20 protein-coding genes are annotated in these 21,555 nt (G+C 48.7%); all 20 read left to right on the top strand.

Annotation, left to right across the window (positions count from 1 at the left end; genetic code table 11):
• The first annotated feature begins 65 nt into the window (after nt 1–65).
• Nucleotides 66–485 carry a twitching motility protein PilT gene (locus tag DXD12_RS02975; RefSeq protein ID WP_118637317.1) on the top strand — a complete coding sequence of 140 codons (420 nt, stop codon included), beginning with the start codon at nt 66–68 and terminating at the stop codon, nt 483–485.
• Nucleotides 486–906: 421 nt separating this feature from the next.
• Nucleotides 907–2,148 carry a Xaa-Pro peptidase family protein gene (locus tag DXD12_RS02970; protein WP_118628848.1) on the top strand — a complete coding sequence of 414 codons (1,242 nt, stop codon included), beginning with the start codon at nt 907–909 and terminating at the stop codon, nt 2,146–2,148.
• A 2-nt stretch (nt 2,149–2,150) separates the two neighbouring features.
• Complete coding sequence (locus DXD12_RS02965) at nt 2,151–3,212, top strand: Xaa-Pro peptidase family protein (protein WP_118628847.1); 1,062 nt, start codon at nt 2,151–2,153, stop codon at nt 3,210–3,212.
• A gap of 24 nt (nt 3,213–3,236) precedes the next feature.
• A complete protein-coding gene (locus DXD12_RS02960; RefSeq protein WP_118637315.1) occupies nt 3,237–4,898 on the top strand; it encodes a peptide ABC transporter substrate-binding protein in 1,662 nt (553 codons plus the stop codon).
• Between the two features lie 194 nt (nt 4,899–5,092).
• Nucleotides 5,093–6,013: an ABC transporter permease gene (locus DXD12_RS02955; protein WP_117795360.1), complete on the top strand. Its 921-nt coding sequence runs from the start codon at nt 5,093–5,095 to the stop codon at nt 6,011–6,013.
• 8 nt (nt 6,014–6,021) lie between these two features.
• Nucleotides 6,022–7,032 carry an ABC transporter permease gene (locus tag DXD12_RS02950; protein ID WP_227589504.1) on the top strand — a complete coding sequence of 337 codons (1,011 nt, stop codon included), beginning with the start codon at nt 6,022–6,024 and terminating at the stop codon, nt 7,030–7,032.
• Between the two features lie 13 nt (nt 7,033–7,045).
• The gene (locus DXD12_RS02945) at nt 7,046–8,137 is read left to right on the top strand and encodes an ABC transporter ATP-binding protein (RefSeq protein ID WP_022358656.1); all 1,092 of its coding nucleotides are present in this window, start codon (nt 7,046–7,048) and stop codon (nt 8,135–8,137) included.
• Entirely contained in the window at nt 8,121–9,095 is a 975-nt protein-coding gene (locus DXD12_RS02940; RefSeq protein ID WP_118637313.1) for an oligopeptide/dipeptide ABC transporter ATP-binding protein, read from the top strand. Before DXD12_RS02945 ends, DXD12_RS02940 begins: the two co-directional genes overlap by 17 nt.
• Nucleotides 9,096–9,427: 332 nt before the next feature.
• Nucleotides 9,428–10,609 (top strand): MalY/PatB family protein, encoded by a 1,182-nt coding sequence (locus DXD12_RS02935; protein WP_117795364.1) that lies wholly within the window; start codon nt 9,428–9,430, stop codon nt 10,607–10,609.
• Between the two features lie 45 nt (nt 10,610–10,654).
• Nucleotides 10,655–11,218, top strand: a complete 564-nt coding sequence (locus tag DXD12_RS02930) for a cupin domain-containing protein (RefSeq protein WP_117795366.1) — start codon at nt 10,655–10,657, stop codon at nt 11,216–11,218.
• Nucleotides 11,219–11,407: 189 nt separating this feature from the next.
• Complete coding sequence (locus tag DXD12_RS02925; RefSeq protein WP_118637311.1) at nt 11,408–12,811, top strand: HlyD family efflux transporter periplasmic adaptor subunit; 1,404 nt, start codon at nt 11,408–11,410, stop codon at nt 12,809–12,811.
• A gap of 41 nt (nt 12,812–12,852) precedes the next feature.
• On the top strand, nt 12,853–13,551 hold the full coding sequence (locus DXD12_RS02920) for a YggS family pyridoxal phosphate-dependent enzyme (RefSeq protein ID WP_106999861.1): 699 nt from the start codon (nt 12,853–12,855) through the stop codon (nt 13,549–13,551).
• 4 nt (nt 13,552–13,555) lie between these two features.
• Nucleotides 13,556–14,065, top strand: coding sequence for a cell division protein SepF (locus tag DXD12_RS02915; RefSeq protein ID WP_022358650.1), 510 nt, complete (start codon nt 13,556–13,558; stop codon nt 14,063–14,065).
• Nucleotides 14,066–14,214: 149 nt separating this feature from the next.
• Nucleotides 14,215–14,973: a YlmH/Sll1252 family protein gene (locus tag DXD12_RS02910; RefSeq protein WP_243022481.1), complete on the top strand. Its 759-nt coding sequence runs from the start codon at nt 14,215–14,217 to the stop codon at nt 14,971–14,973.
• A 21-nt stretch (nt 14,974–14,994) separates the two neighbouring features.
• Complete coding sequence (aroB, locus tag DXD12_RS02905; protein WP_118637309.1) at nt 14,995–16,104, top strand: 3-dehydroquinate synthase; 1,110 nt, start codon at nt 14,995–14,997, stop codon at nt 16,102–16,104.
• Between the two features lie 22 nt (nt 16,105–16,126).
• Nucleotides 16,127–16,651, top strand: coding sequence for a signal peptidase II (gene lspA / locus DXD12_RS02900; protein ID WP_106999863.1), 525 nt, complete (start codon nt 16,127–16,129; stop codon nt 16,649–16,651).
• On the top strand, nt 16,648–17,571 hold the full coding sequence (locus DXD12_RS02895; protein WP_118491389.1) for an RluA family pseudouridine synthase: 924 nt from the start codon (nt 16,648–16,650) through the stop codon (nt 17,569–17,571). Before lspA ends, DXD12_RS02895 begins: the two co-directional genes overlap by 4 nt.
• A gap of 161 nt (nt 17,572–17,732) precedes the next feature.
• Nucleotides 17,733–18,380: a cytidylate kinase-like family protein gene (locus DXD12_RS02890; RefSeq protein WP_118637307.1), complete on the top strand. Its 648-nt coding sequence runs from the start codon at nt 17,733–17,735 to the stop codon at nt 18,378–18,380.
• Between the two features lie 144 nt (nt 18,381–18,524).
• Nucleotides 18,525–20,381 carry an NlpC/P60 family protein gene (locus tag DXD12_RS02885; protein WP_118637305.1) on the top strand — a complete coding sequence of 619 codons (1,857 nt, stop codon included), beginning with the start codon at nt 18,525–18,527 and terminating at the stop codon, nt 20,379–20,381.
• 333 nt (nt 20,382–20,714) lie between these two features.
• On the top strand, nt 20,715–21,554 hold the full coding sequence (locus DXD12_RS02880; RefSeq protein WP_118637303.1) for a tRNA 2-thiocytidine biosynthesis TtcA family protein: 840 nt from the start codon (nt 20,715–20,717) through the stop codon (nt 21,552–21,554).
• Nucleotide 21,555 lies beyond the last annotated feature (1 nt).

Here is a 21,555-nt window from a genome sequence, read left to right as displayed (position 1 = left end):
CTATAATTATTTATACAATAAAAGATTTTACATACAACTTAAATAAACTCAAGGAGGAGATTGTTATGGTTCAGATCATCGCAGGAGCAAAGGGAAAAGGAAAAACTAAATATTTACTCGATATGGCGAACACGGCTGTCAAAGAAGCCAAAGGTTCCGTTGTCTATCTGGATAAGAGTTCCAAACATATGTATGAGTTGAATAACCAGATTCGCCTTATCAATGTACAGGAATATCCGATTGATACCAGCGATGGATTTATCGGATTTATTTGTGGTATTATCTGCCAGGATCACGATCTGGAGCAGATGTATCTTGACAGCTTCCTGAAACTTGCCTGCCTCGAGGGAGCGGATATTGAAGAGACCTACAAGACGCTGGAGATCATCAGTGAGAAATATCATGTAAAATTCGTTTTAAGTATATCCATGAATGCAGCCGATCTTCCAGAGTGCGCGAAAGAAAGTGTTGTAGTATCTTTATAAGAGATTCAAAATGAACGAAACCGCAGCTGTCAGTGCAGGGCGGAGACAGGAGACTGTCCGATTCATCTGAAAAAGGAGAATTGGATGGTCTCTTTTTGTGCATAGGAAATTTCACCCTATGGCACAAAAAACGCTCTATGGGATGTACGCTCGCGCGAAGAAGCTTCTTTTACAATTACCACCTTTGGGAAAAAATAGACAAGCTTTTGCATTTTTTCAAAATTGTAAGTATTTCCTATCATGTATATGAAACTTTTTGTATTGGATAAAAAATCACAAAATATACTGAAAAATAATTGTAAAAATTTGATTTATACGGTATAATGACACATGTCGGAAGACAAAAGATTCCGATGAATCTATTTGTGAGACAGATGCAAAAGTATGCGGAAATCATTTAAAAGACAGGAAGGAAAATACTATGAATGCAGAATTTTACCAGGGGAACCGACAGCGGCTGTATGACAGCCTTCCGGATCACACCCTGCTTCTCCTGTTTTCCGGTTCTTCCATCCGAAAAACAGCCGATGAAAATTATCCGTTTTATGCCGATCGGAGTTTTCTCTATCTGACCGGCATCGGACAGGAACACACAGTCCTGATGGCAGAGAAGGACGGAGAAGAGGTACAGGAAACACTTTACATACTTCCGCCGGATATGCTGGCCGAGCGGTGGACCGGGAAACGGTTCACACCGGAGGAGGCTAAGGCGCGATCCGGAGCCGCGCAGATTGCATCGAGCGGCGAGTGGGAAAACCGCCTGAAACTTCTGATGCGGAGCGGACGGTTTGAGCGGATTGCGATGGATCTGTACCGGCACGATCCGGAGGATGCAGATACCGAGAGCATCCGGATGGCACGGAGACTTAGAAAGTGGTACCCGGCAGCCATACTCACGGATATTTCCCGTCAGATACGCCGCCAGCGCACCATCAAGCAGCCATGTGAGATCGAGGCGATGCGGGAGGCGGTCAAGATTACGAGGGACGGCATTCTGGCGATGATGAAGGCATCGAAGCCGGGAATGTACGAATACCAGTATAAAGCCGAATTTGACTACGCACTGGCGCAGCACGGATGCCTGGCACCGGCATTTCCGAGTATCATTTCCGCGGGAGCCAATAATTTCTGTATTCACTACTATGAGTACACAGGGCAGGCGAAGGACGGCGATATGATTCTCAACGACGTAGGCGCCCAGTACGACCATCTCTTCAATGATGTATCGCGCGGCTGGCCGTGCAACGGAAAGTTTTCCGAACGGCAGCGACTTCTTTACACATGTGCATACCGGACCTCGCAGCACATGTTCTCCATCATCCGGCCGGGAATGAAGATGGCAGATGTGGACCGGCTGGCGAGGGAATACAATTTCGAACAGCTCAAAGCGATCGGCTTATGTGACCGGTATGAGGACGTCGGCAGATATATCTGGCACGGCGGCGCCCACCATGTTGGCTGGGACACACACGATCTGGTTGATGTGGATATTGTAGAGCCGGGTATGGTTTTCTGCGTGGATATCGGCATCTACTGCGAGGAATGGGGCATCGGCTTCCGCCTCGAAGATAACTGCCTGGTAACGGAGGATAGCTGTGAGAATCTGACAGCATCCATCCCCAGAACGATAGAGGAAATAGAATCAGTGATGGGAGGAGAGTAAGAATGGAACAGTTACTTGCGTATATGCAGAAAGAGCACCTGGATGGCATGTTCATCAGCCGTCCGGTCAATGTAAAGTATGTCAGCCATTATACCGGCGAAGATTCCTGGCTTTTTATCACGGAGCAGGAAAAATTCTTTCTGACAGATCCGCGCTACACCGAGCAGGTTTCCTATGAATGCCCGGATTACACGATTTTGAACTGGAGAGACACCTACGGCTCCATCGGAAAGGCACTTGCCTACGCGGCGGAAAAGGTTGGGGCAAAGACGATCGGCTTTGAAGCAGCCCACCTGACCGTTGAACAGTACCAGAACCTCCAGTCGGAGGTAAAAGCAGAGCTGGTACCGGCGGACGGCATCATCGAGGAGTTTCGCTCCATCAAGAAGCCGGAAGAGATTGAGTGCCTGCGTATCTCCTGTGACATTGCTTCAAGGGCATATGAGAAGATTCAGAAGGATATCCGGGTCGGCATTACCGAGAAAGAGCTGGCGGCGCGTTTAAGCCTCTATATGGTTCTGGAGGGCGCGGATACACAGCCATATGGCAATATCCTCATCTCCGGTGCGAGAACATCCCTGCTTCATGGAATCCCGTCCCAGAAAGCGATTGAGTACGGCGATCTGGTCCTGATGGATTATGGATGCCAGTATCACGGTTATTTATCTGATATGACGCGTACTCTGGTAGTCGGACGCGCAACGCCGAAGCAGAAGGAAGTATACAGGATTGAGCAGCAGATGGTCGCCGCGGTGGAAGGATTCTTAAAAGACGGTGTTTCGGCATCGGATGCATATTATGAATCCACGAAGATCATCGAGGGGACCGAGTATTTTCCATATCACTACACAGGAATCGGACACGGCGTCGGCATGTTTGTCCATGAGATTCCATTTATGAGCCCTGTTTCTAAAAATATCGTGCATGCCAATAATGTCATGACCGTGGAACCGGGTATCTATATTCCAGGATGGGGCGGTATCCGCATTGAAGATCAGCTTCTCATCACGGAGACAGGCAATGAAAACCTGATCAGCGCCACAAAGGAACTGATTGAGCTTTAATAAAAAAGGACAAGGAGGAATATTATGAGAAAAAACAAACTACTTGCACTGGGATTAGCTGCACTGATGACAGCGAGTGTAGCGGGCTGTTCCACTCCGAGCGCTTCGGTGGATGATACGAAGGCAGCGGAATCGGGAAGTGACAGTTCCCAGAGCGCAGCAGCGGGCGAAAAGATTTTCCGTTATTCCAACACGGCGGATATCGCGACGATTGACCCTGATAAGACAAACTCTGTAGCAGACGCGACCGTCTCCTATCATATCTATGATGGTCTGTACCGCAATGTACAGGGTGAGCTTCAGCCGGCAACCGCTGAGAGCTATGAAGTCAGCGATGATGGTCTCGTATATACTTTCAAACTCCGTCAGGATACAAAGTGGAGTGATGGACAGACTGTTACGGCTAAGGATTATGAGTACGGTATGAAGCGTCTCTGCGATCCGGCAGCAGCCTGCCCTGCCAGCTATCTGGGTGCTGTTTTAAAGAACGGCGCCAAGGTCAGTGAGGGTGAACTTCCGGTGGATGAACTGGGAGTCAAGGCACTGGATGACTTTACCCTGGAGATTACGCTTGAGAATCCGGCTGATTACTTTGTCAGCATGACAAGCATGAGTGCATTCATGCCGGTACGTGAAGACCTGGTTGAGAAATATGGCAATGAGTTCGGCGGAAGTGCCGACAAACAGGTTTACAATGGACCGTTCGTTGTAAGTGAATACAGTAACGGCAAGGTAGAACTGACGAAGAACCCGGATTACTATGACAATGAAAAGATCAGTCTGGACGGCGTTGAGATTCTGACCGTAGCCGATCAGACTACCGCTGTTTCGATGTTCGATGCAGGCGAGCTGGATCTGGCAGAGGTTCCAACCGAGCTGGCAGCGCAGTATGAGGGCAAGACACAGTCCTACTACAACGGCGCAGACGATTATGCGGCACTGAATCACCGGAATAAATATCTGGCAAACAAGAACCTGCGTCTGGCGATGAACTACGCAGTCAACCGTGAAGAATACATTCTTCTGACCCACAATGGTTTATATCAGGCTAACCAGAGATATGTGCTTCCGCAGGTTCGCGGCGTGGACGGCGAGTACGGCACCGAGTATCCGTTAGAGGCATTCCCGCTTCAGGGTGATATGGATAAGGCAAAAGAGTATCTGGATACGGCATTATCTGAATTAGGTCTTTCCAGTGCTTCTGATATTTCCCTGAAACTGGTTGTATCCGATTCTGACACAGCGAAGAAAGAGGCAGAGGTTGTTGCAAACCAGTGGAAGAACAACCTGGGTATCAACGTAGATATCAACATGGTTCCGTACGCAACGAAAAACGCACTCCTGGTTCCGGACAGTGATGAGTACGATATCATCATGAGCGGCTGGGCACCGGATTACTCTGACCCGTACAGCTACCTGGAGCTCTGGTACAGCACCTCCGGCTACAACTACTTAAATTACCACAGTGATGAATACGATAAGTACATCGACGCTTCCAAGACAACTTCCGGTAAAGAGCGTATGGACAATCTGTTCAATGCAGAGAAGACACTCCTGGAAGACGGCGCACTGGTAGCGCTTCAGTTAAGAGAGGTTCCGTATATGGTATCTGACCGTGTACAGAATCTGGGCGCATACTTTGTTGGACTGAACTATGACTATATGTATGTGGACATCACAAACTAATCCATCATCTATCCAAAACATATTGAAAAACCTTAGAAGATGATTGAAGCACCTGCGCTTCAGGATCCGGCAAAGCGGCTGGATTTCTGAAGCGCAGTACATATCCGGTGGCTGCCTGGCGGATGAATGAGCCGTAACCGGCGGCCGGAACAACCGGATTTGGGATGTTCCCGTAGTTAAAGGAGCGTGAACCTATGAAAAAATATATACTGAAGCGGGTGGGAATATCCATTGTGACTGTGTTTGTTCTCGTATCCGTTGTATTTTTCCTGGCAAGGCTGATGCCGGGCGGACCGTTCAATGATCCGAAAATGTCAGCAACCGCAAAGGCCAATTTAAGTGCCTACTACGGATTCGATAAACCTTTACTCCAGCAGTATCTGACATATCTGAATAATCTGATTCATGGAAATTTCGGTTTTTCTACCAAATATCCGAGCCGTACCGTCAATGACCTGTTAGCAGGCGCATTTCCGTATTCGGCAGACCTTGGTATCCGCGCATTATGTTTTGCGATTTCCTTTGGTCTTGTATTTGGTATTATTTCTGCATTAAACCGTGGCAATAAAATTGATTTAATCTTTGTGATTGTAGCTGTATTTGGTACAAGTGTCCCGGACTTTATCATGGGCGCGCTGCTGCAGCATTTCTTTGCAGTCAAATGGGGGCTGTTCCCGATCGCGCAGTACAAGGGCTTCGCCTACACGATCCTGCCGTCGATCGGACTGGGATTCTACACGATGGCATCCGTCTCGCGTATCATGCGTGCGAGTATGCTGGAGGTAGTCCAGCAGGATTACATCAAGACGGCGCGCTCGAAGGGCATTTCCAAGTTCCGTGTGACCTGGAAGCATCAGATCCGGAACGCGATCATGCCGGTTGTTACGATCCTCGGTCCGACGGTAGCAGCCGTTCTGACCGGTACATTCGTTATCGAGTCCCTGTTTGCTATCCCCGGCATGGGTAAATATTATGTTGAGAGTGTGCAGAACAACGATTACTCCCTGATCCTTGGCATGACGGCGTTTTACGGCACATTTCTGGTATTCTGCAACATGGTAGTTGATATTCTGTATGGCGTGATCGATCCGAGAGTGCGGATCGGCGGAAAGTAGGTGGCAGTATGGGTGAGATGAAAATGAAAGATGGAAATGTGCTGCCTTCTGAGAATTCCGGCGCAGCAGCAGGCACATCCGAAAACCTGACAGATGGACGCACGATTACCCGCGACAAGTTTGAGATGGTAGGTAAAAATATTGAAAAAATGGAATCGATCTCCCGACCAAGCCTGACCTTCTGGCAGGAGGCGTGGAGACGAATCCGGACAAATAAGGCGGCATATTTCAGTCTGATTCTGTTGATTGCATATGGACTGTTAGCGATCTTTGCACCGATGTTCAGCCACTACGGATTTGACCAGCAGGATGCCTACTCGATGAGCAAGGGGATTTCAGCAGCTCATTGGCTGGGAACCGACTCTCTGGGGCGTGACCTCTGGGTACGTGTTTGGATGGGCGCGCGTGTTTCTTTGACGATCGGTCTTCTGGCAGCCCTTTTAAATACTGTAATTGGTACAGTGCTGGGCGGTTTCTGCGGCTATTATGGCGGCAAGTTTGATATGATCGTCATGCGTATTATCGATGTTATTTATGGTATTCCATCTCTGATCGTCTGTATTTTGGTTATGGTAGTATTAGGCTCCGGCGTTAAAAGCTTAATCATTGCAATGGTTATTGTTGGATGGACGGGAACCTGCCGTTTTACCAGAGGCGAAGTATACCGCTTGAAAGAGCAGGATTTCGTACTGGCAGCCCGCGTCATGGGCGAGTCGGCGTTCACCATCATCGTGCGTGAGATCATCCCGAATATAATGGGTCTTCTGATCACAAACCTGACAATGGCAATTCCGAGCGCCATCTTCCAGGAGGCGTTCTTGAGTTATATCGGTCTCGGCATTTCCCCGCCGCAGGCAAGCTGGGGCGTTCTGGCAAAAGAGGGAACCCGTATGATGACGGCAGCGCCGCATATGCTGTACGTGCCGGCATTCTTTATCTGTACAACTGTACTGGCGCTCAACCAGCTCGGAAATGGTCTGCGGGATGCATTTGACCCGAGATTGAGAGGAACGGAATAGGAGGTAGGAGACAATGGCTAAAAATATATTGGAAATCAAGAATCTGACCTTCTCGTTCCATACATACGGCGGCGTGGTAAAATCCGTCCGGGATGTCAGTTTTAATGTACGCGAAGGCGAGATTCTTGGAATTGTAGGCGAGAGCGGATGCGGCAAGAGCGTTACCTCCCAGTGCATTTTAAAGCTCAACCCGGAGCCGCCGGGATTTTTTGAGGGCGGTTCGATCAAGTATAAAGGCGAGGAGATCATCACCAAGACAGACCGCGAGATGCGGAAAATCCGCGGTGTGGAGATTGGATTTATCTTTCAGGATCCGATGACCTCGTTAAACCCAACCATGACGGTTGGAAAACAGATCGAGGAGGTTTTTGTCGGACGGAAGGGGATGACCCGGGCAGAAGTCAGGGAACGGGCGCTGGAGATCCTGCGTCTGGTCGGCATTAATGAGCCGGAGCGCCGTTATAAACAGTATCCGCATGAGCTGTCCGGTGGTATGAAGCAGCGTGTCATGATCGCGATCGCGCTGGTCGGCAAGCCGAGCATCATCATCGCGGATGAGCCGACGACCTCGCTGGATGTAACAATCGAGGCACAGATCCTGGATCTTCTGAAGGAACTGCGCGATAAGATGAACACCTCGATTATCCTGATTACCCACGATCTCGGAGTTATCGCCAAGATGTGCGACCGCGTGCTTGTTATGTATGGCGGCAAGGTGGCTGAAAAAGGAACGGTTGATGAGATCTTCTATGAGACGGCACATCCGTACACGGCAGGTCTCATCAAATCAATCGCTACGCTGGATACCTCCAAGAATCAGAAGCTGGTGCCCATCGACGGAACTCCGCCGGATCTGTTTGCACCGCCGAAAGGATGCCCGTTTGCAGCGCGCTGTGAGTTTGCGATGAAGGTCTGTTATGAAGAACAGCCGGAATTTCACAGGCTTTCAGACGAACATACCTGTGCGTGCTGGCTGCAGCATGAATATGCGCCGAAGGTGGATATCATGAAAGGGCTGACTGAGGCGCAGAAACAGGAAGAAGAGGAAAATGTTGCGGCTCTGCCGGAAGAGAAACGGAGGGGACACCATGGCAAAACAAATTGATAGGAGCACACCCCTGTTCCAGGTCACGGATCTCTGCCAGTATTTCAACGTCGGCAGGGGAAAAGTGCTGAAAGCAGTTGATCACGTGCATTTTACGATTTATAAAGGTGAAACGTTGGGACTGGTAGGTGAGAGCGGATGCGGCAAGTCCACGACGGGACGGTGCCTGGTAAAGCTGTATGAGCCGGCAGCAGGCACGATTACCTATAAAGGAAAAGATATTTTTAAATACACCCGTGAAGAGGAAAAAGCATTCCGCAAAAATGTGCAGATGATCTTCCAGAATCCACATTCCTCCCTAAACCCGCGTATGACGGTCAAGGATATCATCGGTTCCGGCATGAAACTGCATGGACTGGCGACGGACAAGGATGTGGATCAGAAGGTAGAGGCGATCCTGAAGCGCGTCGGTCTGAACCGCGACCATATGTCCCGTTTCCCGCATGAGTTTTCCGGCGGTCAGAAACAGAGAATTGGTATTGCCAGGGCATTAGCGGTCGAACCGGAGTTTGTAATCTGCGACGAGCCGATCTCCGCACTGGATGTTTCGATCCAGGCGCAGGTTTTAAATATGTTAAAAGAACTGCAGGAAGAAATGGGACTGACCTATCTCTTCATCGCACATGACTTGAGCGTCGTTAAATACATTTCTGACCGTGTCATCGTTATGTATCTGGGAACAATGGTTGAATTTGCCGATTCTGAAGAGCTGTATGCACACCCGCTGCATCCGTACACGCAGGTGCTTCTGTCCTCAATTCCGGTTGCGGATCCGAAGCTGGTGCGTGAGAAGAAGCGTATCATGGTCAAGGGCGAGATTCCAAGTCCGATCAACCCGAAGGACTGCTGCCGTTTTGCCGAGAGATGTCCGTATGCGACGGAGGAGTGCCGGGCGAAGCTGCCGGAACTCCGGGAAGTGACGCCGGGGCATTTTGTGGCTTGTCATATGGTAAAGTAAATTAAATAGATTCGTGAAGGCGTCGAAGCTGACGGGGACAGGACAGCCTGGCTTCTCAGACTTATCATTGTTCGCTTGCTTTCGCTACAGATGCTCGCCTGATGCGGACTTACATCCGCCTCATTCGGACATCTGTGCTCAAAATGCGTACAATTTGATAAGCTGAAAGCCAGACCGCCCTGTCCTCGTCAGCTTCTTAGTTTTTTGGCTAATTGAGGGAGTAATTGTAGACATTGATCGCCGACTGGTGTAAAATATTAGTTAGAATTTTTTTAAAATTATGGCTGAATTTGGAAAATTTTAACGATATATAACAGAAAGGTGGATTTTCTATGCAGTACGATTTTGATACACCGATCGATCGGACCCATACTTGGTCGATCAAGCATGATTTTAAGAAAGAAAATGGGAAAGCGGATGATATTCTGCCGCTCTGGGTGGCGGATATGGATTTTCGATCGCCGGACAGCGTGGTTGAAGCGCTGAAAAAGGCAGTAGATCACGGGATTTTCGGTTACAGCCGGGCAGATGAGTCGTACTTTGATGCGGTGGCAGCGTGGTATCAGAAACGCCATCATCTGACTCTGCAGCCGGAGTGGATGACCTGCACGCCAGGTATCGTGTTTGCACTCTCGATCGCAGTGCGGGCTTTTACCCAGGAGGGCGATGCGGTGTTGATCCAGCCGCCGGTCTACCATCCATTCAGCCGGGCGATCCTCCGCAATAAGCGGACGCTGGTGGAGAATCCGCTGGTTTTAAAAGATGGACATTATGAGATGGATCTGGAAGAGTTGGAGCAGAAGGTGCTGGATGAGCATGTCAAACTGATGATTTTATGCAATCCGCACAATCCGGTTGGCCGTGTCTGGACGAGGGAAGAGCTGACCGCACTGGCTGACATCTGCCTGCGCCACCATGTATACGTGATCAGCGACGAGATCCATGGCGATTTTGTATGGCAGGGGCATGAGCAGACTCCGTATGCGTCGATTTCAGAGGAAGCATGCCTTCATTCGATGATGTGTACAGCGCCGAGCAAGACCTTCAATCTGGCTGGCATGGCGACATCAAACCTCTTTATCCCGGATCCGGAGATGCGGCGTAAATTCCGGTCGGAGCTGCTGGATGTTGGTCAGGAAAATATGAACCGTCTGGGATTGTTCGCCTGCCGTGCAGCGTATGAAGGCGGCGGGGAATGGCTGGATCAGCTTATCGGCTATCTGGCTGGCAATCTGGCACTGGTGCGCGATTTCTGTAAAAACCGTGTGCCGCAGATTCAACTGGTAGAACCGGAGGGAACGTATCTGGCATGGCTGGATTGCCGTGAACTGGGGATGACGGATGATGAATTGATGGCATTCTTCTCGAATGAAGCGAAGGTATGGCTGGATCCGGGCACGCATTCGGGTGAACAGGGATCTGGATTTATGCGCTTTAATCTGGGCAGTTCGCGCAGTGTGATTGCACAGGCGCTCGATCAGATCGAGGCGGCATGGAAAAAACGGAACGCATAATGAAAAATAGCAGAACCGTAAAAATAAAACGTTCGGAGGGATTGCATGGAATTTGAAGAAGTGGAGAATATTGGACAGCGGATCAAGGAGATTCGCAAGAGTAAATCTATCACGATCCAGAAGCTGTCCCAGTTTACCGATCTGTCAGTGGGATATCTGAGCAATCTGGAGCGGAACCAGGCAAGCCCGACGCTGAACAATCTGCAGCGCATCTGCGTGGCGCTTGGTATTTCGATCCGGGATCTGCTCAGTCCTTCCGGCGAGGAGAGAACCCTGATCCGCCAGGAGGAGCAGCAGTTATATGAATATGATGAGTACAAGCTTCAAATCCGCCGTCTGGATTTTGGAAAGAAACGCGGTATTTATGAGTTTTCAACCTATGATCCAGAGACAAAAGATACACCGCCGTCCTGGGGGCTGCATCCATACGCGGAGGTCGGAGTCATTCTGGAAGGCAAGATGGAGGTCAATCTGGATGGAACGGTTTATCTCTTAGGACCGGGCGATTCGATCTATATCAAGCCGAATCTCTATCACACGATGCGGAATGCGGGCGATACTCCCTGCCGCTCCTTCTGGCATCTGCAGATTATGGATGATTCTGTATAATTGACGGGATGAATTGATCTTGAAATTTGGACAATTCACTCGTATAATAAAGGCTGTACGTTGGGCTATACAGAATATTGCAAAAGTCCATGGCCGGAGACAAATTTGCGTGGATTTTTGTCTGGTAACTGTGAAACTGCAGAAACAGCTGCCAGAGAAGTACATCGGGAAAAGGGAGGATGGAGCTGCATGGCCAAAAACAAGAAAATTGTACGCTACAGAAAGCCATTGAATATCAATGTAGGCATGATCATTTTTGCCATGATTTTCGTCTATCTTTCTTTCAGTGTCTATACATATCTCAGGCGGGATCACGTCCAGTTTTATGAGGTCGTCGAGGGAAGTATTGTAAATAATAAAGAATACAACGGAATCCTGTTTCGGGATGAGACAGTGGAAAATGCACCGCAGACCGGGTACGTCAACTATTATGTGCGCGAGGGAAAGCGGGCAGGCGCTGGATCGCGCGTCTATTCGCTAGATGAGACCGGCGAGCTGGGGAAATTTTTGGAAGAAAATCAGTCCTCTGGGATGTCCCTGTCAGCAGAAAATCTGGCTGATTTGAAGAAACAACTCAGTTCGTTCTGTTTATCCTACAACGATCAGCGCTTTGAAAGCGTCTACGACGCCAAATATTCTTTGCAGGCTTCGGTTGCAGAGTATATGAATTTCAATGCGCTGGGCGATATGGATGCACAGCTTCAGGCACAGGGTATCAATTACAAACAGATATCGGCGCCCCAGCCGGGTATTATTTCCTATGTGACCGATTCTTTTGAGGGGGTCGCGCCGGATGAGGTGACGGCGGATTCGTTTGACCGGAGTCAATATACGCGGCAGGTGGGACGAGCTGGGGAACTGATCGAGGCGGGCACGCCGGTGTACAAGATCATCACATCGGAGAACTGGAGTATCGTGTTTCAGATGGATGACAAGGATAAAGAGCAGTTTGCCGATCAAGATACACTGACGATCGAGCCGTTGGGAAGTGATATGAAATTCCGGGGGAATTATTCGATGTTTACCGGTTCCGATGGCAATCTGTATGGACGCCTGGATCTGGACCGTTACATGATCCAGTTTGAATCCGAGCGTTTTATGAACTTCGAGATCTCCAGCGAGGAAACGCAGGGACTTAAAATTCCGGTATCATCGGTGATGGAGAAGGAATTTTATACCATTCCAGTTGATTATATGACAACGGGCGGCAACGCTACTGAAGATGAGGCTGGCTTCAATAAAGAAGTTTACGGCGAAGGCGGAAAGGCGTCGATTGAATTTGTCACGCCGGAGATTTACAGCTCGACTGATGAGTATTATTATGTCGAGAAGAGCGACGATGGGCTGTTAAAGAGCGGCGATTATCTGGTGAAACCGGATTCAAACGAGCGCTTCCAGGTAGGACCGACGGCAAAGCTGACAGGTGCTTACAATATTAATAAGGGATACGCGGTGTTCAAGCAGGTGAAAGAACTTGCAAATAGCGGTGAATATTACATTGTAGAAAAAGGAACCAAATATGGATTATCGGTTTATGACCATATCGTGTTGGATGCCAGTACCGTATCGGATGGCCAGATCGTATATCAGTAATGATATTTCCAAAATATAGAGATAAGGAAGGTGTATCACATATGGTTCAGGAACAGTTAGAAGAAGTACGTCAGAATATACGGAACGCCTGCGAGCGGAGCGGACGGAAGGTGGAGGATGTCACGCTGATCGCGGTCAGTAAGACAAAGCCGGTGCCGATGCTTCAAGAAGCATATGATGCCGGCGCCAGAGATTTCGGCGAAAACAAAGTGCAGGAGATTCTGGAGAAGGAACCGCAGCTGCCGTCTGATATCCGCTGGCATATGATTGGACATTTACAGAAAAATAAAGTCCGTCAGGTAATTGACAAGGCAGTTCTGATTCACTCCGTCGATACGGTGGGACTGGCAGAGCAGATCGAAAAAGAAGCGGTCAAACGTGATCTGGACGTTTCTATTCTTCTGGAGGTCAATGTCGCCGGAGAAGAGTCCAAATTTGGTTTTGCCCCGGAAGAAGTCGAGGAAGCGGCACGCGAAATTGCAAAGTACCCGCATGTCCACATACAGGGACTTATGACGATTGCACCATTTGTAGAGAATTCGGAAGAAAATCGTGGTGTTTTTAAAAAATTATATGAATTATATGTTGACATGAAACGGAAAAACATTGATAATGTTACTATGAATGTCCTTTCGATGGGAATGACCGGAGACTATCAGACAGCGATTGAAGAAGGTGCAACTATGGTAAGAGTCGGTACGGGCATTTTTGGAACCAGGGCAAAGATAGGAGAGAAATAGGGTTATGAGTATTCTGAACAAATTAATGGATACAATGCGTCTCACAGAGAATGATGACGATTACTTCGATGAGGAAGATTACGAAGAAGAAAAACCGGTGATTAAGAAGCGTTCTTTCGGCAAGAGGGACGAAGAGATGGATGATTACCGCCACGAGGAGGAATCTAAGCCGCGTTTTCTGCCACGTTCCTCTAACAATAAGGTAGTGCAGATGCGCCGCAGCATGGAAGTATCTCTGATCAAACCTACTTCCATGGAGGATACGAGAGAGATTTGCGATTACCTGCTGGCTGGAAAAGCTGTTGTTTTAAATATGGAAGGAATCCACATGGAGGTTGCACAGCGTATCATTGATTTTACCTGTGGCGCGACCTATTCGATGGATGGAAATCTCCAGAAGATTTCCAATTACATTTTTATTGCGACACCGTCATCGGTTGAGCTGTCCGGCGACTTTCCCGAACTCTTAGCAGACGGTTCCATGAATGTTTCCGGGATGAATCTCCACTTCTGATACTGATATACTCCCAGGTTCGCTATATATCTGAACCTGGGAGTATTTATTATACAATCGGAAATTTGTGTGATTTCTGATTGTATACAGGCTCTCTGAGCAGGAGCACACTTTATATAAGCACTTTCGAACAGGAGTAGAAACACGCGATGCTGCAGGAAAAAGAAGAACAGCTTTTAAAAAAGAGAATGATAGAACTGGCCGGACTCTGTTATCAGCGCGATATACAGACAAGTACCGGCTTTTTGTCGTTAAATGAACAGACGATCTTTCACTCGATCGAGAAGACGCTGCCGCCGGTGCGGACTTGCCTGACGGGTGGCTTTGAGGGCGCAGAGCGCAAACTTCTTTGTTTTCTGGCTTCGTATGACGATGAGGAGTTTGGACTTCCGATTGCCGTGTTGGAGGTCATTCCGGCAAACCTGCGTTACAGTGAGGCGCTGACGCACCGGGATTATCTCGGGGCGCTCATGAACCTGGGGATTGAGCGCAGCTGCATCGGGGATATTCTGATGAAGGAAAATGGCTGCTGCGTCTTCTGCCAGGAAAAGATGGCGGATTATCTCTGCCAGGAACTCACGATGGTGCGCCACACCTCTGTGATCTGCCGCAAGGCGGACGCGACGGAGCCGATCACACCGAAGATGGAGCGCGTGAGTGGAAGCGTTGCATCACCGCGTCTTGACAGTGTGATCGCGATGGTATTTTCATCCTCCCGCACGAAGATACTGCCCCTCATTGAGGGCGAAAAGGTATTTATTGACGGGAAACAGGTGACTTCCCCGGCGGTGCAGCTTAAAGAGGGCGAGATTGTATCTGTGCGCGGCATGGGAAAATTCCGCTTTGCCGGGAGCGGGGGATTGTCGAAAAGGGGACGTCTGTATGTTTATGCGGATAAATATGTGTAAAAAAGAAAGGACTGAAAACAAATGACAGAAGTAAAGAATGAGAAAATGAATCGCGTAACCGTTCATCTGGACGAGAAGCCGATCTATGATATTGTGATGACCGAAGATTTTTCGGCACTTCCGGGTGAAATCGAAAAACTTTCCATTTCAAACCGCCGTCTCTGCATCGTGACGGATTCGAACGTAGAAAAATTATATCTGAATGAAGTAAAAAAACTTCTGGCGCCGTGCTGCAAGACGGTAATTTCGTTCGTATTTCCGGCGGGCGAGGAGCACAAAAACCTCGACACCGTCCGGGATTTATATGAAACCCTGATTTTGAACCATTTTGACCGCAACGATATGCTGGCAGCACTCGGCGGCGGAGTTGTGGGCGATCTCTGCGGATTCGCGGCGGCGACCTATCTGCGCGGCGTTGCCTTCATGCAGATTCCGACGACGCTTCTTTCCCAGGTGGACAGCAGCATTGGCGGCAAGACGGGCGTTGATTTTGACGCGTACAAAAATATGGTTGGCGCGTTTCATATGCCGAAGCTGGTATTTACCAATATCAATACGCTTCAGACGCTTCCGGACAACCAGTTTTCCGCCGGTATGGGCGAGGTTATCAAACATGGTCTGATCAAGGATGCGGCATATTATGAGTGGCTGCTTGAAAATGCGGCAGATATCTGGGCGAGAAAGCCGGAGGCACTCCGCAAGACAGTGACCTGGAGCAATGAGATCAAGCGTGCTGTGGTAGAGAAGGATCCGACCGAAAAAGGCGACCGTATGCTCTTAAACTTTGGTCATACGCTGGGACACGCGATCGAGAAGCTGAAAAACTTTGAACTTCTGCACGGTGAATGCGTGGCACTCGGCGCGCTGGCAGCGATGAAGCTGTCGGAAAACCGCGGCATGATCAAACCGGAGGAAACAAACCGCTTCAAAGAAGCACTGGGAGAATTCCATATCGGTACGCAGGTATCCGGGCTTGAGAAAGATGCGATTGTGGCAGCGTCCAAGAACGACAAGAAGATGGATTCTGGCATCATCAAATTTATTCTCATTCATTCCATCGGCGACGCCTACGTGGATCGCACAGTAACCGAGGACGAGATGAAACAGGCACTCGATCAGGTGCTGGTATAATAGCAGGAAAGGAATCAGGTGCATGAACACGAAATTACGACAGTTCTTTATCTTTTTTATCGGGCTGGGAGTCAGCATCGGACTGGATCAGTTTACAAAACATCTGGCAGTTGTCCATCTGAAAGGGCAGAAGCCATTTGTGCTCATTAAGGGTGTGTTTGAATTTTATTATTCTGAAAACCGCGGCGCTGCTTTTGGAATGCTGCAGGGACGGCAGGGATTCTTCTTCCTGATTGCAGCGGCAGTCATTCTGGCAGTGTTGTGGGCGGTTTACCGGATGCCGGCAGGGAAACGGTATCTGCCGCTGATGTGCAGCTTGTTTCTGCTCGTATCAGGCGCAGTTGGCAATATGATCGACCGTCTGACGCAGAAATATGTGGTGGATTTCCTGTATTTTAAGCTGATTGATTTCCCGATTTTTAATGTGGCAGACTGCTATGTGGTGATCGCGACGTTCTCGCTGATCCTTCTGTTTTTCTTCTTCTATTCGGATGAGGAACTGGAATTCCTTTCTTTTAAAGGTGCGAAAAAGGAGTCGGGACGATGATGCAGGAATATCTGGTTCCAGAAGAGGCGGCTGGAACCCGCATCGATAAATTTCTGGCGGACGCCTGCCCGGATCTGTCCCGTTCCTTTTTGCAGAAACTTCTGAAAGAGAGCAGCGTTACAGCAGACGGAAAAGCGGTTAAAAGCAGTTTCAAGGTAAATGGTGGGGAAACGATCGCCTTTGAAGTTCCAAAACCGGAGGAGGCGGCGATCGAGGCGGAAAATATCCCGTTGGACATTTTGTATGAAGATTCGGATATAATTTTAGTCAATAAGCCGAAGGGGATGGTTGTCCATCCGGCAGCAGGGCATTATACGGGGACTCTGGTCAATGCGCTGATGTACCATTGCAAGGATCAGCTCTCCGGCATCAACGGAGTCATGCGCCCTGGGATCGTCCATCGGATCGATATGAACACAACCGGCGTGCTGGTGGTGTGCAAGAATGATTTCGCCCACAATTCTCTCGCAGAACAGCTCAAGGTGCATTCGATCACCCGCGTGTATTATGCCATCGTATTTGGCAATCTGCGCGAGGATGAGGGTACTGTCCATGCACCGATCGGGCGTCATCCGACGGATCGCAAGAAAATGAGCATCCACTCCAAACAGGGGCGCGATGCGATCACGCATTACCGCGTACTGGAACGCTTCGGGGCGTATACATTTATCGAATGCCGCCTGGAGACGGGACGCACACACCAGATCCGCGTCCATATGGCAAGCATCGGTCATCCGCTTCTGGGCGATGAGGTGTACGGTCCGGCGCGGCAGCCATTTTCACTGGAAGGGCAGACCCTGCATGCGGGAGTCTTAGGCTTTATCCATCCGCGGACCGGAGAGTATGTGGAGTTTTCTGCGCCGCTGCCAGCGTATTTTGAAGAACTGCTGGAGAAGCTGCGGAAAAAAGCTGGAAAGTAAAAGTAACGCGAATAGTAAGATCGTTCTAATTCGTATACACATTCTTTTCAGATAGTTTATTTCTGTGTCGCTAAGAAATACCTTTTATTCCGAAAAAATGATGACTTTTCAGATAGCTTGTGTTATAATAAAGGCAGAACTTGAAAGGAGTTGAGGGAGACATGAAAAGAAATTTAGTAATTACAATCGGTCGCGAATGCGGCAGCTCCGGAAGAGCGATTGGACGAAAACTGGCGGAATCATTGGGAATCAAGTGCTATGATAAAGAGCTTCTTGCACTGGCAGCGAAGAACAGCGGTCTCTGTGAAGAGCTTTTTAAGACGCATGATGAGAAACCAACCAACAGCTTCTTATATTCACTGGTGATGGACACCTATTCGATGGGTTATAATACATCGGCTTATATGGATATGCCGATCAACCACAAGATTTTCCTGGCACAGTTTGACACGATCAAGAAACTGGCAGATGAAGAATCCTGTGTCATTGTAGGACGGTGTGCGGACTATGCGCTGGCAGATTATCCGAACGTAGTGTCTGTTTTCATCTGTGCAGATGAGGAAGTGAAGATTCAGGAATTGATGAAACGTCACAATATTACCCGCGATAAGGCAAAAGATGTGATGATCAAGACCGATAAGCAGCGTTCTGGTTATTATAACTATTATTCCAGCAAACGCTGGGGCAGCTCCAAGAGCTATAACCTCTGCATCAACAGCAGTGTCGTAGGCGTTGACGGTGCCGTAGAAATTATTAAGGAATTCGCCAAAAAGAAACAAGAATTTCTTAAGGTAAACGAGAACGCATAAAAGTATAATTAAAACCGGTGTGTTTGAATTTCTGGTGAAGAATCAGAAAGGACGCACCGGTTTTTTGCGCCTGGATGCTTTGAAGATGAGATTGTGTTGGGGTATAAAAACAAAATAGTTACTTAAGATTTTGAATGTAGATACATGAAGAAAATGATGATGAAAGAAAGACATTCTTATATAATCCGAACGGCGCTCATGGCGGCATCGGGTATTTTATTGTGCGGGATTGCCGAAGCAGTGCGCCCGGAGGTGGATTTATCAGTCGGTGTGCCTGCTGATAAAGTTGTGATTGCAGATGGGATTTTAGACCAGGAGACACAAAATGATATAGACGAATCCTTCTGCGACCGTCTGATGAAGAAAATGGTACACCCGATTCACATGGCATCCCGGTTTTTAAATGGTCTGGGGGCAGACTCGGAAGAATATGTTCCGTCGGAAACGGAGTATAACCTGATGGCGCTCCGGACGGAAGAGAGCGCTGTTGATTTGTCTGATCCATTGGCGGCATTTGAGTCTCTTCCATGGTATAAACTTGCAAAACAATTCCGGAGTATGGGGACAGAAGATACCTGGGGCGCGAAGATGTACGAAGCGCTTGGAGCGAGGGATGCACAGTGGATATCGGAGATCTACGGGTGGATCCAGACGACACCGCTTACAGCTTCCCAGAAAATGGGACTGCCAGCTGCGCAGGTACTCGGCAGCTATGATCCCTCCAATCCAGAGCATAACGCGCAGGACCCGGCGAGCTGGGTAGTTCCAACTTGGAAAAATATCCGTTTCCAGATATGCGACGGAGACGGAAAGCCGACGTCCCTCGCATCCAATGCGACCGATATTTTGTCCATGGCAAACGTATATACATATAGCCTGGACTGGAAAAATACAGACCTGTTCAATACCTATATCAATCAGCTCTGGACCAGTTCCCACCAGTACCACGTGAGCATTAGCAATGTGTATTACTGTGAGGGCTGTACAGAACTGCCGGACGAGCCGGCGACAGAGGAAACAGCAGATGACGATGTGGAGAGCGGCAGTGCAGCAGGAGAGGCATCCTCGGAGGCTTTAGATGCCCAGGGCGCAGGAGACGGTCAGACAGCGGTAGAGGAGCCGTTAACGGAGAGCGAGGCGGCATCCACAGCAAATAATTATGTCAAACCGGCACAGGGACCGGGGGCTTCCACACAGGAGCAGGCAGCCGAATCAAAAGCGGCTGCGTCCCCGTCAGAGGCGACGTTCAGTGCGGAGAGCGCTGCGGCAGTTACATTAAATGAAAACGGAAAATATTGCCCGGGACATGTTGATCTGACCATTACCGTTAAGACAACCGGTCTGAAAGAGAAGCATAATCTGTTTGCGCTCGATGGAACGGGAAATCAGACTGTCGGGAACTGGCAGGGTTGGACGGAAGAAAAACAGACAGCCGCCCAGACACTCGCTGCTCAGGATTGGCAGGAAATGTACGGTCTTGCCAGTTCAGAGTTTGCACTCGGGAATCCGCTGACACCGGCAGAAATTGCGTCTTACCTGGATTTACTTCCAGAGGATTTATCACCGGAGCGGCGTGCCGTTATCACATGCGCGCTCAATTCCGTTGGCAAGATTCCATATTATTATGGAGGAAAACCGAGTACAGCAGGACTTTCCGGCAATCATTTTGCCAGCGTGACAAGCCCGGATTACAAGGGACGGATTTTGTCAGGGCTTGACTGTTCTGGATGGGTCAACTGGGTATACTGGACCGCGCTTGGCAATAGAATGGGTGCCGCCAGCACCTACGAGATTGTGCGGACAGGACGGGCGATCAACAGCGCAGAGCTTCAGCCGGGCGACTTGCTTGTCCAGCTTGGCGGTAATTCGCACGTTGTAATGTTTTTAGGCTGGAACGCAGACGGAACCATACTGGGCGTACATGAATCCGGCAGTGCAAGCAATGTAACGGTCGGAAAGGTCCATACGGTCTGGCCGTATTACCGGGCGTTTTTGGATTAAGAAGTGAATAAAGAATAAAATGAATATGAATTAGTCATAAGGGATTTTGAGCTGGATGGATGTTGCCTTTGTTTTTTGCTGGAGTGTTTGCTGGTAAATGGCAAAGGCGGCATCCATCCATTTTGTGTTTAGGTTTGTTTTTATGCTGAAATACGATATTGAATAATTCGTAAAAAGATTTATTTACAAATAAAGGGAAACATGGTATGATAGGGAGATAGACAAAACTATTCGCGAAAGCCTACTTTATCGAATAGTTTGAAATGTAAATATGCGTATGCACTTAATTTATTTGCTAAACTATTCATTCGTTATATTTGAAAGGATGTTCTCATGAAACTTCAACGTCTTCTAAGTTTAACCCGCCAGGCGGTTGATGACTATCGTCTGATTCAATCCGGCGATAAAATAGCTATCGGTATTTCTGGCGGTAAAGACAGCCTGACACTTTTATATGCTTTACAGGGGCTTCGCCGGTTTTACCCGGAACCATTTGAACTTTGTGCTATTACAGTTGATCTGGGCTTTCAGGCACTTTCTCCGGAGGTTTCGAACCGGTTGTCGCCGACGCTTTCATCGGATGCGGCTGCATTTGATTTAAAACCGGTTCAGGAGCTTTGTGATGAATTAAACGTGCCCTACACGGTCGTTCCGACGGAAATCGGCAAGATTCTCTTTGAAACCCGTCAGGAATCCAATCCATGTGCGCTCTGTGCCAAGATGCGAAAAGGCGCTTTAAATGAAGCGGCTCTGAAACTTGGCTGTAATAAAATCGCCTATGCACATCACCGTGACGATCTGATCGATACCATGCTTTTATCCTTGATTTATGAGGGGCGTTTCTATTCCTTCTCGCCGAAAACCCATTTGGACAAAACGGGATTGACGCTGATCCGCCCGCTGATATATGTCCAGGAAGCCGATGTGATCGGATTTAAAAACAAATATCATCTTCCTGTCTGTAAAAATCCATGTCCCGTAGATGGAAAAACAAAACGCGAGTATGTGAAACAATTAACAAGGAAACTCAACCATGATTCACCGGGGGTAAAGGATCGCTTTTTCCATGCGATTATTGATGGAAACAATCCCGGATGGCCGGAACGGACCGATCGACACCTGAAAAATTTGATACATTCGGACCTTTCATCATCACCAAAGGAGGAATTGTGAT

The sequence above is a fragment of the Clostridium sp. TF11-13AC genome (assembly GCF_003481065.1).
Classification (GTDB): domain Bacteria; phylum Bacillota; class Clostridia; order Lachnospirales; family Lachnospiraceae; genus Otoolea; species Otoolea fessa.
This window is presented reverse-complemented; position numbering and strand designations above follow the sequence as displayed.

Excerpts from the sequence above, each read along its gene's own strand:
- DXD12_RS02975 (WP_118637317.1), top strand. The coding sequence starts at position 66 with ATGGTTCAGATCATCGCAGGAGCAAAGGGAAAAGGAAAAACTAAATAT.
- DXD12_RS02970 (WP_118628848.1), top strand. The coding sequence starts at position 907 with ATGAATGCAGAATTTTACCAGGGGAACCGACAGCGGCTGTATGACAGC.
- DXD12_RS02965 (WP_118628847.1), top strand. The coding sequence starts at position 2,151 with ATGGAACAGTTACTTGCGTATATGCAGAAAGAGCACCTGGATGGCATG.
- DXD12_RS02960 (WP_118637315.1), top strand. The coding sequence starts at position 3,237 with ATGAGAAAAAACAAACTACTTGCACTGGGATTAGCTGCACTGATGACA.
- DXD12_RS02955 (WP_117795360.1), top strand. The coding sequence starts at position 5,093 with ATGAAAAAATATATACTGAAGCGGGTGGGAATATCCATTGTGACTGTG.
- DXD12_RS02950 (WP_227589504.1), top strand. The coding sequence starts at position 6,022 with ATGGGTGAGATGAAAATGAAAGATGGAAATGTGCTGCCTTCTGAGAAT.
- DXD12_RS02945 (WP_022358656.1), top strand. The coding sequence starts at position 7,046 with ATGGCTAAAAATATATTGGAAATCAAGAATCTGACCTTCTCGTTCCAT.
- DXD12_RS02940 (WP_118637313.1), top strand. The coding sequence starts at position 8,121 with ATGGCAAAACAAATTGATAGGAGCACACCCCTGTTCCAGGTCACGGAT.
- DXD12_RS02935 (WP_117795364.1), top strand. The coding sequence starts at position 9,428 with ATGCAGTACGATTTTGATACACCGATCGATCGGACCCATACTTGGTCG.
- DXD12_RS02930 (WP_117795366.1), top strand. The coding sequence starts at position 10,655 with ATGGAATTTGAAGAAGTGGAGAATATTGGACAGCGGATCAAGGAGATT.
- DXD12_RS02925 (WP_118637311.1), top strand. The coding sequence starts at position 11,408 with ATGGCCAAAAACAAGAAAATTGTACGCTACAGAAAGCCATTGAATATC.
- DXD12_RS02920 (WP_106999861.1), top strand. The coding sequence starts at position 12,853 with ATGGTTCAGGAACAGTTAGAAGAAGTACGTCAGAATATACGGAACGCC.
- DXD12_RS02915 (WP_022358650.1), top strand. The coding sequence starts at position 13,556 with ATGAGTATTCTGAACAAATTAATGGATACAATGCGTCTCACAGAGAAT.
- DXD12_RS02910 (WP_243022481.1), top strand. The coding sequence starts at position 14,215 with ATGCTGCAGGAAAAAGAAGAACAGCTTTTAAAAAAGAGAATGATAGAA.
- aroB (WP_118637309.1), top strand. The coding sequence starts at position 14,995 with ATGACAGAAGTAAAGAATGAGAAAATGAATCGCGTAACCGTTCATCTG.
- lspA (WP_106999863.1), top strand. The coding sequence starts at position 16,127 with ATGAACACGAAATTACGACAGTTCTTTATCTTTTTTATCGGGCTGGGA.
- DXD12_RS02895 (WP_118491389.1), top strand. The coding sequence starts at position 16,648 with ATGATGCAGGAATATCTGGTTCCAGAAGAGGCGGCTGGAACCCGCATC.
- DXD12_RS02890 (WP_118637307.1), top strand. The coding sequence starts at position 17,733 with ATGAAAAGAAATTTAGTAATTACAATCGGTCGCGAATGCGGCAGCTCC.
- DXD12_RS02885 (WP_118637305.1), top strand. The coding sequence starts at position 18,525 with ATGAAGAAAATGATGATGAAAGAAAGACATTCTTATATAATCCGAACG.
- DXD12_RS02880 (WP_118637303.1), top strand. The coding sequence starts at position 20,715 with ATGAAACTTCAACGTCTTCTAAGTTTAACCCGCCAGGCGGTTGATGAC.